The organism is Anaerostipes sp. Marseille-Q3525, from assembly GCF_018223505.1.
GTDB lineage: Bacteria > Bacillota > Clostridia > Lachnospirales > Lachnospiraceae > Anaerostipes > Anaerostipes amylophilus.
Genome location: NZ_JAGTTT010000039.1, coordinates 1 through 13,711, shown reverse-complemented (window position 1 = coordinate 13,711; position 13,711 = coordinate 1). Strand labels below are relative to the sequence as shown.

13 protein-coding genes and 1 other annotated feature are annotated in these 13,711 nt (G+C 37.1%); of the genes, 2 read left to right on the top strand and 11 right to left on the bottom strand.

Annotation, left to right across the window (positions count from 1 at the left end):
* Positions 1–128 precede the first annotated feature (128 nt).
* Complete coding sequence (locus KE503_RS13105; protein ID WP_022375315.1) at positions 129–1,358, top strand: argininosuccinate synthase; 1,230 nt, start codon at positions 129–131, stop codon at positions 1,356–1,358.
* A 22-nt stretch (positions 1,359–1,380) separates the two neighbouring features.
* On the opposite strand, the gene KE503_RS13100 is transcribed toward KE503_RS13105, so the two are convergent.
* The 8 genes from KE503_RS13100 to pheS form a co-directional block, all read right to left on the bottom strand.
* Positions 1,381–2,067: a hypothetical protein gene (locus KE503_RS13100; protein ID WP_212385478.1), complete on the bottom strand. Its 687-nt coding sequence runs from the start codon at positions 2,065–2,067 to the stop codon at positions 1,381–1,383.
* A gap of 2 nt (positions 2,068–2,069) precedes the next feature.
* Positions 2,070–3,395, bottom strand: coding sequence for a sodium-dependent transporter (locus KE503_RS13095; protein WP_212385476.1), 1,326 nt, complete (start codon positions 3,393–3,395; stop codon positions 2,070–2,072).
* A 23-nt stretch (positions 3,396–3,418) separates the two neighbouring features.
* Entirely contained in the window at positions 3,419–4,285 is an 867-nt protein-coding gene (locus KE503_RS13090) for a hypothetical protein (protein ID WP_055196916.1), read from the bottom strand.
* Positions 4,278–4,502, bottom strand: coding sequence for a helix-turn-helix domain-containing protein (locus KE503_RS13085; protein ID WP_009264431.1), 225 nt, complete (start codon positions 4,500–4,502; stop codon positions 4,278–4,280). Before KE503_RS13085 ends, KE503_RS13090 begins: the two co-directional genes overlap by 8 nt.
* A gap of 14 nt (positions 4,503–4,516) precedes the next feature.
* Positions 4,517–5,488 (bottom strand): hypothetical protein, encoded by a 972-nt coding sequence (locus KE503_RS13080; protein ID WP_212385474.1) that lies wholly within the window; start codon positions 5,486–5,488, stop codon positions 4,517–4,519.
* A 176-nt stretch (positions 5,489–5,664) separates the two neighbouring features.
* Positions 5,665–6,846 carry an AAA family ATPase gene (locus KE503_RS13075; protein WP_249183074.1) on the bottom strand — a complete coding sequence of 394 codons (1,182 nt, stop codon included), beginning with the start codon at positions 6,844–6,846 and terminating at the stop codon, positions 5,665–5,667.
* A 151-nt stretch (positions 6,847–6,997) separates the two neighbouring features.
* A complete protein-coding gene (pheT, locus tag KE503_RS13070; protein ID WP_212385472.1) occupies positions 6,998–9,418 on the bottom strand; it encodes a phenylalanine--tRNA ligase subunit beta in 2,421 nt (806 codons plus the stop codon).
* Between the two features lie 54 nt (positions 9,419–9,472).
* Complete coding sequence (gene pheS, locus KE503_RS13065) at positions 9,473–10,492, bottom strand: phenylalanine--tRNA ligase subunit alpha (RefSeq protein ID WP_055196908.1); 1,020 nt, start codon at positions 10,490–10,492, stop codon at positions 9,473–9,475.
* A 96-nt stretch (positions 10,493–10,588) separates the two neighbouring features.
* Positions 10,589–10,820: a binding site (T-box leader), on the bottom strand.
* Between the two features lie 88 nt (positions 10,821–10,908).
* On the opposite strand from pheS, the gene KE503_RS13060 reads away from it, so the two are divergent.
* Positions 10,909–11,796: a family 1 glycosylhydrolase gene (locus KE503_RS13060; protein WP_330622021.1), complete on the top strand. Its 888-nt coding sequence runs from the start codon at positions 10,909–10,911 to the stop codon at positions 11,794–11,796.
* Here the strand turns inward: KE503_RS13060 and KE503_RS13055 are convergent.
* The 3 genes from KE503_RS13055 to KE503_RS13045 all read right to left on the bottom strand — a co-directional run bounded on the left by KE503_RS13055 (position 11,719) and on the right by KE503_RS13045 (position 13,432).
* The gene (locus tag KE503_RS13055; protein ID WP_212385470.1) at positions 11,719–12,600 is read right to left on the bottom strand and encodes a DMT family transporter; all 882 of its coding nucleotides are present in this window, start codon (positions 12,598–12,600) and stop codon (positions 11,719–11,721) included. The genes KE503_RS13060 and KE503_RS13055 overlap by 78 nt on opposite strands.
* A 146-nt stretch (positions 12,601–12,746) precedes the next feature.
* Positions 12,747–13,082 carry an HI0074 family nucleotidyltransferase substrate-binding subunit gene (locus tag KE503_RS13050; RefSeq protein ID WP_249183073.1) on the bottom strand — a complete coding sequence of 112 codons (336 nt, stop codon included), beginning with the start codon at positions 13,080–13,082 and terminating at the stop codon, positions 12,747–12,749.
* Positions 13,083–13,141: 59 nt separating this feature from the next.
* Positions 13,142–13,432, bottom strand: coding sequence for a nucleotidyltransferase family protein (locus KE503_RS13045; protein WP_212385468.1), 291 nt, complete (start codon positions 13,430–13,432; stop codon positions 13,142–13,144).
* Positions 13,433–13,711: the final 279 nt, after the last annotated feature.

The following is a 13,711-nucleotide window of genomic DNA, read 5'->3' as shown; positions in this document are numbered from 1 at the left end:
TGCAAATATAACGTATATTAATAGACAAGCAAATATTTATATGAACATGCGGGATTTTGATTTCGAAATATTACATTCTATATAATAAGAAAGCATCCCGTCAATATACACTTAGGAGGATTTATTTCATGAAAGAAAAAGTTGTTTTAGCATATTCCGGAGGTCTTGATACTACAGCTCTGATTCCTTGGCTTAAGGAAACATTTGACTATGAAGTTATCTGCTGCTGCGTTAACTGTGGACAGGGTAACGAATTAGACGGACTTGATGAAAGAGCAAAATTATCCGGAGCATCTAAATTATATATCGAAGATATCGTTGATGATTTCTGTGATAACTACATCATGCCATGCGTACAGGCAGGTGCTGTATACGAACATCAGTATCTTCTTGGAACATCTATGGCTCGTCCAGCAATCGCTAAGAAATTAGTTGAGATTGCAAGAAAAGAAAACGCAGTTGCTATCTGCCACGGTGCTACAGGAAAAGGAAATGACCAGATCCGTTTTGAACTTGGTATCAAAGCTTTAGCTCCAGACATCAAGATCATCGCTCCATGGCGTATGACAGACGTATGGACAATGCAGTCTCGTGAAGATGAAATTGAATTCTGTGAAGCACACGGAATCCATCTTCCATTTGATGCAAGCCACAGCTACAGCCGTGACCGTAACTTATGGCATATCAGCCACGAAGGTCTTGAATTAGAAGATCCTTCTTTAGCACCAAACTATGATAACATGCTTGTTTTAGGAGTAACTCCACAGAACGCTCCTGATAAAGAAACAGAAGTTACTATGACATTTGAAGCTGGTGTTCCTAAGACATTAAATGGAAAAGAAATGAAAGTTTCTGAGATCATCACTGAATTAAACCGTCTTGGTGGCGAAAATGGTATCGGTATCGTCGACATCGTTGAAAACCGTGTTGTAGGAATGAAATCCCGTGGTGTATACGAAACTCCAGGTGGAACAATCTTAATGGCAGCTCACGAACAGTTAGAAGAATTGATCCTTGACCGTGAAACAATGGAAGCTAAGAAGAAACTTGGAAGCCAGATGGCTCAGGTTGTATACGAAGGAAAATGGTTCACTCCACTTCGTGAAGCAATCCAGGCATTCGTTACATCTACTCAGAAATATGTAACAGGTGAAGTTAAATTCAAACTTTACAAAGGTAATATCATCAAAGCTGGAACTACTTCTCCATACAGCTTATACAATGAATCTTTAGCATCTTTCACAACTGGTGATATGTATGATCATCATGATGCAGATGGATTTATTACATTATTTGGACTTCCTTTGAAAGTTCGTGCTATGAAGATGCAGGAAGCTGAAAAGAATAATAATAAATAAAACATAACCCATGGAACTGCTCTTACTCACAGTTCCATGGGTTATATTTTTCTACACTGTTTTCCAAAAATGATAATAAATCTTCCACATCGAATACTTTAACATTCTTTACCGCCTCTTCTGGCACTGTCAGGTATCCTTCTAATTCTTTTAAAACATTTTTTACATTCCGATAAGAAACTTCTTCAATTCCTGGATTATTAACTTCTGGATCAAGTCTGATCGGTATATGATAATAATTGAACAGATACGTGTTCATCTTCGTATAGTCACCATAATAATATTTCTCTGAGAAAAAATCTTCTTTTAAAATCTTTTCTCCAGTTCTTTTTAAGATCACATATTTTACCTTGTTCATTTTTTCCTCTACCCGATCTTCTTTATCTCGGAATTCTATAATTCTTGGCATGTATTCTTTGAAAAACTTCCGGTCGATATATAAATGAAATAAATATCCCATTACACTCGGATCATGTAAAATATTATGATATTTCCTCACAAACCGTGATATTTCTGGATATTCTACCATATTTCCTTGATATTTGGGATCTCTAAAATGTGATCTTGCTTTATCTTTTGTTGTATCTGGCATCAGATTTCCAATTAAAAAATTATTTGTTTCCTGCTTATTTACAAACAATTCCTGCTCTTTTTTTGTTTGTTTTAAAAACATCTGTGCTGCAGTTAAATGTAAAATATATCCTGGCATAATTATCCGATTCCTCCTAATGCAATTCCAAGTACCAATACTAAAATACAGATTGGCACATAAATATATTTACAGATTGGATAATATAATTTCGTAAATTTATTTTCTCTTCCCTTGTTTACCTGTGTTTCTACATATTTCTTTCCTGCTACCCAGAAGAACATGATTCCTGCAAGCCCCGCTCCTAATGGACAGATGTAAATGGATAGAATATCCATCCAATCAGATACGATGCCCTGGATCAATAAGGATACGATCACGCCGATCACTGCGATGATCACGCAGGCGGTCTTTCTTCCTACGTGGAGTTTTTCCTGTATGGTTGCGATCGGTGCTTCGTAGAGATTGATCAGTGATGTCATTCCCGCAAAAAGCACTGCAACGAAAAAGATGATCGCGATGATCGTACTTCCTGGCATGGAGCTGATCAGGTTTGGAAGATAGATAAATAACAGCCCCGGTCCTCCTTGATCCAGTGTTGCTCCAGTTGTTGCCATAGCTGGGATGATCACGAGTGCTGCAAGCATCGCAGCAACCGTATCAAAAAATGCAACTCTTGCTGCAGATGATGGGATGTCTTCTTCATCGGATAAATACGATCCATAGATCAATGTTCCATTTCCTGCGACGGATAAGGAAAAGAAGGCCTGTCCTAGTGCAAAGATCCATGTCTTTGGATCTAAGATGGCCGCCTTATCGACTCTGAAAATATATTGATATCCCGTTGCTGCCCCTGGCTGAAATGCCACGTAGATTCCAAGGATCACAAACAGCGCAAAGAAAATAGGCATTAAAATCTTATTGGCTTTCTCAATCCCTGCTCCTACACCAAAGATTAAAATACACATGCATAAGATCAAAGCTAAAATCTGCCAGATGTTATTTCCAAATGCAGATGCCATTGCTCCAAAACGTCCGCCAAATTCTTCGATCGTCTTTGGTGCAAGTGTTGCCCCTGTGAAAGTTCCAACAGCATATTTTAAGATCCACCCCATCACAACTGTATATCCGATTGCCATAGCAAGAGAACCAAGAACTGGTATCATTCCTAACCCTTCCCCGACTTTTCTCTTTCCTTTCTTCTCACAGACCATCCCAAATGCATCAATCGGTCCAGACCTTGCCGCACGTCCAAAACTCATCTCTCCGATCACACCAGTGGATGCGATCACAACGACAAAGATAAAATATGGGATCAAAAAGGAACCTCCCCCATACAAAGATACCCTTGTCGGAAACATCCATATATTTCCCATACCAACTGCCGAACCAATGCAGGCGAGGATAAATCCCCACCTGCTGTTAAATGATTCTCTTTTATCTTTCATATTTCAATTTTATCCTCCTGATTTTACTTTTTAAACTTCAAGTCTGTCGGTGTCAATACTCCATCATCTCCAAGCTGCTTCCATTTATATGTGAAATTCTTCTTTGCTGAATGTATCTTCTGTCTGTTGATCGTTTGACCTTTCATACCGATCAGCTGTTCATTTATGATAACATATGCTGTGTCTTTTTGCATCTGGTATTGTTTTATTTCAGGTGAAATATAGGCTGTTTTTTTGATCTTGACATCATCTTTGTTCATTTCGATGATCTGAATCTTTTTGACTGCACGGTCTGCTTTAAAGTCCACACGGTATGTCATCTTTCCTTCTTCTGTATCCACAGAAAAAGATTGGCTGATCCCAGACCCTCCTGTTTTACATAGATCCTGCACAGAAGACCTTCCTGAAGGTTCCAGATAAAATGTACCATCTGCTCTTTTATATACACTTCCAATCTGCACTTTTGTGATTCCTTTTGTTTCCTGAACATAAATTGTTGCCTTACATGACTGGCCTGTCTTTTGCCATTTATCTTTTTGGATCTCGCCATCTTTCATATTAGAGCCGCCTGAAAAATGAGTCAACTGTGGATCACCATCCATACTGATCGTATTTTCTTTCTGATCGTATTTATGAAAAAAGAAATATCCCTTGATCTTTTTAAAATGAACAAATCCTTTTTTATCTTTCTGCCCAACGGTTGTTCCTTCCATCTCTGGATCTGGAATGTCTGGATCATCCAGACTCTTTCCTACAACTGCATAAGCACCATACAATGTTTTCTTTACTGTTCCATCCTCGTCTTTTTTTGCAAGGCGGCATCCTGATAGAGTTGCTGCCAGCATCACAACCATTGCCAATACTCCTGTTTTTCTGATTCCCCTACTCATCTTCTTCCTCCAATCTCCCGTCAAATTTCAAGATATCTCCAACATCACACTCAAGATAATAGCAGATCTTATTGATCGTTGAGAAACGTACTCCTTTTGCCTTGCCGCTTCTTAAGATTGACAGGTTTGCTTCTGTAATATGGACTTTTTTACATAGTTCTTTGGATGTCATATTTCGCTCTTTTAAGATATCATCCAAATGTATTTTAATTGCCATAACTATCATTCCTTCTATATAAACTGGTCATTTTCTTCTTTTAGCTGTTTGGTCCGCTTGAAGTATTCATGGAAGATCAATGCTCCAAATGCTATGATCAATGGTTCCATGGATACGTCTGGCGCAAACGTGACATTTACATTCTGTAAAGTCGCTCCAAGCAAAAACTGATAAAAATTCAGGATAAAATCTGATATGACTGTAACCACTGCGGTAACCTTTGCGACACCTGCAAGTCTTGCCACTGTCATCATCTGCTGCTCTTCCTTATGATCTTCGATTGCTTTTACTACATGAATGATGTTGATAAATAGCAGGATTGTCATAATGATTGGTAATAACTGTAATACTGATTTAAACCATTCTATCGAAGATACATTTTGCAGTTTATTTTCGCTCTTATGAAGCAGTTCAAATGTCTTTGCATATGTGATCAAAAGCGTGTAATAACTGACTAGTGCAGCAATCAGTCCTTTCATCCCAAAATACAAGCGGCTTTTCCAATTCTTCTGGCTGTCATCTCCAAGAAAACGGATCGCTTTCATGATCAACCACATGATCAGGACGCTGTAAACGATGAATGCGTAAATAATTTTCATTACAATCAGACTGCTTTGGTCCATTGAAAAAATGTCTGGCATTTTCTGATACATGAGTCCTGGATTGATGAACATATACATGGAATAAAATAATAGTCCTGTGAATGCAACAAATAATATGTCTTCTTTGTGTGTTCTTCCTCTTTTTCTCTGATAGATGACATAGATTGCCGGTATCATTGAAATGGCTGCGTATATGATGATCGCGATGACATTTCCTATTGCTGAACTTAGGGATAAAACTCTTAGTCCTTTTCCTATGAGTTCAAATGGTAAGTACATGATCTGCAGTGCTTCTGTCATATGCAGGATTTTGCTTGCTATGAATGCAAGAAGGATTCCTGCGATGACTTCGATCAGGATTAATTTATTTATGTTTGATTTCATCCTATCCACCTCCAATTATTGTTTTTCGATAATTTCAAGATTATTGTAGCATGGAAATTATTGAAAAACAATAATTTTTTGAAGAAAGTTTCATTGACTTAAGTTGTAGATGAATAGAATTATAGAAATAGAACCGAGCTCATATGGTCTCGGTTCTATTTCTATAATTCTATTCTTTAATTTAGGTTATTGGTTTTAACTAGTTCCTGTCTTTTACCGTTCTTAATCGCCCTAATAAATTCCTGACGGATCTCTTCATTTGGAATATAAACTTCTTTTTGATCAATATCATACGCTAAATATCCTAAATGTACCAATAATGTTAATACATCATCTTTATTTTTCAGTGATGTCATATCATTTTGAAATGATCCTGTATCGATTCTGCAGTGTTTTTCTCCTATCAGATCTACTATCATATCTTTTAAGCCGTCAAAGTTTAAGTCGATATAAACTCTTAGTGATTCATATGTCTCTGTCTGGGTCCAGTAGTTGCTGAATCGCTTGTTAAATATTGCTTTCATTACGGAATTCGGATTATAAATATGTCCTGTCTGTCCGAAGCAGTAGCCATCGTACCATTTTTTTGCCTGTTCAAAATCGATTTGCTGCTCTTTGCATAAATCTTTGACTTCTTGTTCTGTAAATCCTACAAATTCTGCTAATGGTCCTGGTTCCAGCATCGTGTATTCGTAGAAATCAGTTAATGCTGATTGTGTTCCGTATTTTTTGATTGGAAGAATTCCTGTCATATAGGCTCCACTTAAGAATCTTGAAACTTGTATCCCTTTAAACAATCCTCTTAACAACTGGATATATTCTTCCTGCAGTCTCTGATCTGTTTGGGCTTCTCGAAATAACGCATCCCATTCATCGATAATGATAAAAAACTTTCGTCCTGTGACCGCACTGATCTGCAGGAGTGCTTCTGGAAGTGCTATTGTTTCTTGTTCTATGCAGTCTGTAAACTCTCGTTTTAATTCGAAAATTATTTTTCTTTGAAGATCTTTTACCGTATCTTCGATATTCCGGGCATTGGTAATAAACCATGTCATGTCCCAGAATAGGACATCGCATTGATTTAAATATTGTTTGTAATGGCTTTTTTCTTCTATATCTTTTGCAATTTTTAAGTCTTTAAATAAATGCTCAGATTTTGTACCTTTTGAATAATAGGCAACTAACATCTGGGCTGCGAAAGATTTTCCGAATCTTCTTGGTCTGCTGAAACATGTAAGCTTTCTTGTTGTTCCCAGAACCTGATTGGTATATGCAATCAATTCTGTTTTATCCACATAGATATCATCTTTTAAAATATCTTCAAAGCCGTCTGCTGGCGGATTTAGATAAATTCCCATTCTGCTGTCACCTCGTTTCCTTTCTTTTATTTTTATATTAACACAAATGATGGTAAATTCCAATTTTGCTATATATAATTTCAAAAAATCCCCTGACAATATTATCTGCCAGAGGATTTTAATTCTCACTTTATTTTATTTTCAAGCACAATTAAGCACGTAATTCAACGCCTAATTTCTTAAGTTCATCAAGAATCTTCTCAACGATCTTAGATACTTCTGCATCTTCTAATGTACGATCTTTTGCTCTGAATGTTAAGGAGTATGCTACGGATTTGTATCCTTTTTCGATCTGGTCTCCTTCGTAGACATCGAATAATTCGTAGGATTCAAGAAGTTTTCCACCTTTGTCTTTGAAGATCTTCTCAAGCTGTCCAACGAAGATGTCTTTCTTCATAACCATACTTAAGTCACGTTTCATTGCTGGGAATTTGGCTACTCCTTCGTATTTGCGGTCGAAGGTTGCTTTTGGTACTAATGTTGGCATGTCGATGACTGCTACATAGACTTCGCCTTTCATGTTGTAGTTATCCATAACTTCTGGATGGATCTGTCCGATGTAAGCGATCTTTTCTCCATCGATTGTGACATCTGCAGCTCTTCCTGGGTGTAAGAATGGATGTTTAGTTGTTGGTGTATATTCAGATGTTCCACCTAATCCAAGGGAATCAAGTATGTCTTCTACAACACCTTTTAATGTGAAGAAGTCACATTCTCCGTACATTCCAAGTGTCATCTGCATTCTTTCATCTGGTAATTCTGTTAATGGTAATGCTTTTGGAATATAGATATTTCCAAATTCGTATAGTCTTACGTTTTTATTTCTGTGTGCTAAGTTTGTAGCAAGAGATGTTAACATTCCGTTTAAGGAAACCGTTCTCATAATACTGAAGTCTTCTCCTAATGGGTTTGAAATCTCGATTGCCTGACGTTCTTTTGCATCTTCAGGTAATAATAATTTATCGAATACTTTTGGACTTTCGAAAGAATATGTCATTCCACCGCTAAATCCGTTCTGTTCTGCTACATTTCTGCAGACATCTTCGACACGGATCTTGAATGGTTTCTTACCGGCTGTGGATTCTCCGTTTGGTAATGTAACAGGGATGTTGTCATATCCGTAGAATCTTGCAACTTCTTCTGCAAGGTCTGCCATACGGTGAAGATCCTGACGGAAGGATGGTACGATCACTTCGTTTGTTGCTTCATCGTATCCAAGTTCGATTCTTGCAAAATATTCTAATACTTCTTCTTTGGATACATTTGTCCCAAGAAGAGCGTTCATCTTGTCTACTTCTAATGGAAGACGAATCTGTTTCACTGGATTTGGATAAACGTCAACGGCTCCTCCAACAACTTCTCCAGCTCCTAATTCTTCAATCAACTGGCATGCACGATCCATCGCTGCCATTGCATTTTCTGGGTCTAATCCTTTTTCGAATTTACCAGATGCATCCGTTCTTAAACCGATTCTCTTAGAAGAAAGTCGGATGTTTGTTCCATCAAAGCATGCTGCTTCGAATAATAATGTCTTGATGTCGTCTGTTACCATAGAGTTTGCTCCACCCATGATACCTGCGATACCGATTTCTTTTTCTCCATCACAGATCATTAAGACATTTTCGTCCATTGTTCTTTCTTCACCATCTAATGTAGTGAATTTGTCTCCTGCTTTTGCACGGCGGACAACGATCTCTTTGTTTGCAATTGTATCAAGATCGTATGCATGCATTGGCTGTCCGTATTCTTCCATCACGTAGTTTGTGATATCAACTAAGTTATTGATCGGACGGATTCCCATTGCAGATAATCTTCTCTGCATCCATTCTGGTGATGGAGCTAATTTGATATTTTTCACAACTCTTGCTGTGTATCTTGGGCAAAGGTCTACGTCTTCAACTCTTACTTTAATATAATCGTTGACATCTTCATCATTTCCAGTCTTTGTAACGACTGGTGGATAGAAGTCTTTCTTAAATGTAGCGGCTGCTTCTCTTGCCATACCGATCATACTGAAACAGTCTACACGGTTTGATGTGATTTCGAATTCGACAACTGCATCACGAAGTCCTAAAGCTTCGACTGCATCGTCTCCCGGTTTCACATCTTTATTGAAAATGTAGATTCCATATTCTGGTGCTTCTGGGTACATATCTCTGGAACTTCCAAGTTCTTCGATAGAACACATCATACCAAAAGATTCTACTCCACGAAGTTTTCCTTTTTTGATCTTAATTCCATCTTCTGGATTCTTTCCACCGTCATGTCCTCCGGCTACTCGTCCACCGTCTAAGACAACTGGTACTAAGTCTCCTTCTGATACATTTGGTGCTCCTGTTACGATCTGAATAGTTTCATCTCCGACATTTACCTGGCAGATGATCAGTTTATCGGCATCCGGATGTTTCTCGATCTTCTCGATCTTTCCGACTACGATCTTTTCTAAGTTTTTATCTAAATATGTGACACTTTCCATGTTGGAACCAGATAATGTCATTTTATCTGCATATTCCTGTGGTGTGCAATCAAGATCAGGCACATAAGCTTTGATCCATGAAATTGGTGTATCCATTACTTTTATTCTCCTTTATTCTATCTTCTCTATTCGAAATATTCTTATCGTTTTTTAGAACTGTGATAAGAATCTCTTGTCGTTTTCGTATAACAAACGCATATCGTCAATCTCGTATTTTAATAATGCGACACGCTCTAGTCCGATTCCGAATGCAAATCCTGAATATACTTCTGGGTCGATTCCGCACATTTCAAGTACGTGTGGGTGAACCATTCCGCATCCTAAGATCTCGATCCATCCGCTTCCTTTACACATACGGCATCCTTTTCCACCGCATTTGAAACATGTAACATCTACTTCCGCACTTGGCTCTGTAAATGGGAAATGATGTGGACGGAATTTTACTTTTGTATCTGGTCCGAAGAATTCTTTTGCAAACTGCTCTAAGGTTCCTTTTAAGTCTGCAAATGTGATTCCTTTATCTACAACTAATCCTTCTACCTGATGGAACGATGGAGAATGTGTTGCATCAACTTCGTCAGAACGGAATACTCGTCCAGGTGCGATCATACGGATTGGCATCTTCCCTGTTTCCATGATACGTGCCTGTACTGGAGATGTCTGTGTTCTTAACACGATATCTTTGTTGATATAAAATGTATCCTGTTCATCTTTTGCAGGATGGTTTGCTGGGATATTTAACATTTCAAAGTTGTATTTATCGTATTCTACTTCTGGTCCTTCCACAACTTCGTATCCCATACCGATAAATACTCTCTCTAAATCTTCCAGAGCGATCTGGTTTGGATGACGATGTCCTTTTTCATGAGTTTTTCCAGGTAATGTAACGTCGATGACTTCACGTTTCATTTTCTCTTCACGGACTTTTTTCTTTAATAAAGTCATCTCTTTTTCTAATGCTTCTTCGATGACTGCTCTGGTATCGTTAACCATCTGTCCAACGATCGGACGTTCTTCTTTGGCTACGTCTTTCATTCCTTTTAATACCTGAGTTAATTCACCTTTTTTACCCAGTACAGATACACGGATATCATTTAAGCTCTCCATTGCATCTGCTTGCTCGATTTTCTCCAAGGCAGCTTTCTTGATTGCCTCTAATCTCTCTTTCATCTGCTTAGTTCTCCTTTATTGATCTTTTCTATATTCTCGGATCAGGTTCATTTTTCTTTTTCTGTATATTTAAATAAAAGAAAAAGAACCCGTCCGCAAAGGGACGAGTTCTTGTTATATACTCGCGGTACCACCCTAATTCCTATGGTATCGTTAAACGTCTTCTTAATTACCATAAGCACTTAAGTCTCTGCGTAACGGGCAGACTCCGTTATCTCCTACTGATGCCTGATGTGAAAATGTATATTGCATCGCATTCAGAGATACAGCTACGGTGTGAATTTCGGAAGCTATGTAGCTTCTTACTGTGCACCATCAATGCCTTTAACGTTACTTATTTTATAACACCTTTAGGGGTTTGTCAATTGTGATTTTTTATCCATAGATACCAAATTTCTGTTATATTCATATAATCAATTTTTAAAATTTCTCCTGAAATATGCGGAAACAGTGCTATTTATGCTCCATGTGATTGTGTGATTGCAACTGTATATGACACCAAACATGCGATTGCTATGACTGCTGACAATGGTGCAGAAATTTTAATGCACATTGGTTTAGACACTGTTCAATTAGAAGGAGCATGGAATGTAGGCATAAAAGATTATAAAGCCCACGTTACGATTTCAAGCAAACGTATTCACGATGATATGGATGATACTTACTATCCAAAACGTCATGGATTCCTTCGCTACGCAAAGACATGTTTTGAGCATTACGGAGAATATGTAAAATATTGGCTCACATTTAATGAAATTGACAGTATCCATCGTCACTCCTTTATTACTGCTAGTATCATTCCAGATCTTTGTGGAGAAAAAGGCGAAACACAGTGTTGTTATCAAGCATTGCACCATCAGTTTGTAGCTGCTGCAAAAGCTGCTATATTGTTACGCAAAATCGTTCCAGATGCAAAAATTGGTTCTATGATTACTAAATTAATGACATATCCTTATACTTGTGCCCCAGAAGATGTTGCTGCAACTCAACTTACTGTTGGTCTTAGAATTGCATTAATTGAACTTTATGATCGTTATAGACTAGCAGTTGATCTTCCAGAAGAAGAAGCTGCAAATATTGCTTTTCATATTATCAACGCACAAAATGATGATATCAATCACGATGCCATGCGTTATGCAAAGTTAGTAGGAAAAATCGTAAAATTAGTTATCTATATCATGCGCTACAAACCAGATAAAGAAAGCATACACTACTATATTTTCAAATCAATTTTCCCCTGGCAGTTGTGCCAGAATAATCGCTATAAACATCAGCGCACATCCTATCAATTCTCTCTGGCTTAAGTTTTGATGCAATACTAAAAATCCTGCGATCACAGATATCACGGATTCCAGACTTAAAATCAGGGAGGCCACTGTTGGATTCATGTTCTTCTGTCCAACCATCTGTAATGTATATCCAACTCCGCATGACAGTACTCCTGCATACAAGATTGGTTTCCATGCAAGTAAGATCGTACTGATCTCTGGATGCTCAAACAGTATCATTGGAATAAAGCAGATTATTCCGCAGGAAAAAAACTGAATGCATGACATTTTTACTCCATCATTAAACTGTGTAAAATAATCGATCACTAAAATATGAATCGCAAATGCCAATGCACCTAAAAATACATAACTATCGCCTTTCCCAATCGAAAAGCCATCTGTAATACATAAAAAATAAAGTCCGATCAAAGCAATCATAACACTGATCCAGACAGATAATCCACATTTTTTTCCTAATAGCAAACCAAGAATGGGAACGATAATAATGTAAAAAGCTGTGATAAATCCTGCTTTTCCTACTGTTGTGTACATAATTCCAAATTGTTGAAGTGTACTTCCTATTGCAAGCGCAATTCCACAGCAGATTCCCCCGATCATTAATCTTTTTTTCTCGGAACTCGTCATCTTTTTCTTTACTTTTCCATGATTTAAAAGTGTAATGCACGGAATGAGTACAATCCCTCCTATCAATGTTCTTACGCAATTAAACGTAAATGGTCCGACATATTCCATTCCAACACTTTGTGCCACAAATGCACTTCCCCATATGATTGCTGCTAATAATAACAATAACGTTCCTTTTATTTGTTTTTTCTTCATACCGTTCAATCCTTCTTTTTCATTCACATATATTTTTTTATTTTACTACGTTCGTTTTTTATACGCAAGCAAAAGAAAAAGGAGGAATATCTCTTGTAATCTAGTATTCATTGGCCTCTCTGTATATTTACAGATTCCAAAATCTTTTATTCCCAGTCATTTTTTACTTCTTCTAATTTGCTTCTTAACGTCTTTTCAAGAACAACAAATGCTGGAATAAAACTATCACGGATCAATAATATCATCTCATCAACTTCTTGTTCATTATATATATGAACAGATGTATTCCTTTTTTTTAACATCAATAACCATACTGCTGCATCATCTACAAAACTAAGTTTATATCCTAACTGTAAAATCTCTCTTGGTGACCCAGTTGCCGCTCCATCTGCTCCGTGCATTTTTAATATCTCTTGTAATGCTTTCCATGCTAGTTCAAATGTCAAACTGAACTGTCCGATTACACCTGTCCTATATATCATTATTATCTGCCATTTCAAAATCTGCACTTTTTAACACTTCAAGACAATTCGAAAAGTTCTCAAGCTTTTTCATATATTATCACACCATCCTTTTCTATTTCTTGTTTTAATTCCTCTGAAATTGACTTATCTGCTTCTACCACATCAAAACTTAAAAGGGAATGTACTTTTTCTTTAATATCCCAATAAAAAGAGTCAAAATTTCCACCATATACAGCAATATCAATATCACTTCTCTCTGTATTGTCACCTCTTGCCCTTGATCCAAATAAAATCTCTTTATTGATTGAATATTTTTTTGCAAATACAGAAATATCCCTTAAAACTCTCTCTGGAATATTATATTTCATACCCTGCTGTCTCCTGATTTTCTACATTAAATGTAATCTTATGTCTTGGGATATTATAACATCTTTTATCTATGCTATCCAATACAAGTTTCTGTTCTATACGTTAAATGTGTATTTTATTTGCAATTTTTTGAACAATTTAGTTTAATTCTACAATTTACTTTATAGACTGACTTCTCCTGTATTCTGGTCGATACTTGAAACTTCTCTTCCTATCGGGTCATAGGAGGTTGTATCTTCCTGTGGCACTTTTCCCTGAATATCATTAAGGTATCGTAG

Coding starts and splice junctions, on each gene's coding strand:
- KE503_RS13105 (WP_022375315.1), top strand. CDS start 129: ATGAAAGAAAAAGTTGTTTTAGCATATTCCGGAGGTCTTGATACTACA.
- KE503_RS13100 (WP_212385478.1), bottom strand. CDS start 2,067: ATGCCAGGATATATTTTACATTTAACTGCAGCACAGATGTTTTTAAAA.
- KE503_RS13095 (WP_212385476.1), bottom strand. CDS start 3,395: ATGAAAGATAAAAGAGAATCATTTAACAGCAGGTGGGGATTTATCCTC.
- KE503_RS13090 (WP_055196916.1), bottom strand. CDS start 4,285: ATGAGTAGGGGAATCAGAAAAACAGGAGTATTGGCAATGGTTGTGATG.
- KE503_RS13085 (WP_009264431.1), bottom strand. CDS start 4,502: ATGGCAATTAAAATACATTTGGATGATATCTTAAAAGAGCGAAATATG.
- KE503_RS13080 (WP_212385474.1), bottom strand. CDS start 5,488: ATGAAATCAAACATAAATAAATTAATCCTGATCGAAGTCATCGCAGGA.
- KE503_RS13075 (WP_249183074.1), bottom strand. CDS start 6,846: ATGGGAATTTATCTAAATCCGCCAGCAGACGGCTTTGAAGATATTTTA.
- pheT (WP_212385472.1), bottom strand. CDS start 9,418: ATGGATACACCAATTTCATGGATCAAAGCTTATGTGCCTGATCTTGAT.
- pheS (WP_055196908.1), bottom strand. CDS start 10,492: ATGAAAGAGAGATTAGAGGCAATCAAGAAAGCTGCCTTGGAGAAAATC.
- KE503_RS13055 (WP_212385470.1), bottom strand. CDS start 12,600: ATGAAGAAAAAACAAATAAAAGGAACGTTATTGTTATTATTAGCAGCA.
- KE503_RS13050 (WP_249183073.1), bottom strand. CDS start 13,082: ATGATATATAGGACAGGTGTAATCGGACAGTTCAGTTTGACATTTGAA.
- KE503_RS13045 (WP_212385468.1), bottom strand. CDS start 13,432: ATGAAATATAATATTCCAGAGAGAGTTTTAAGGGATATTTCTGTATTT.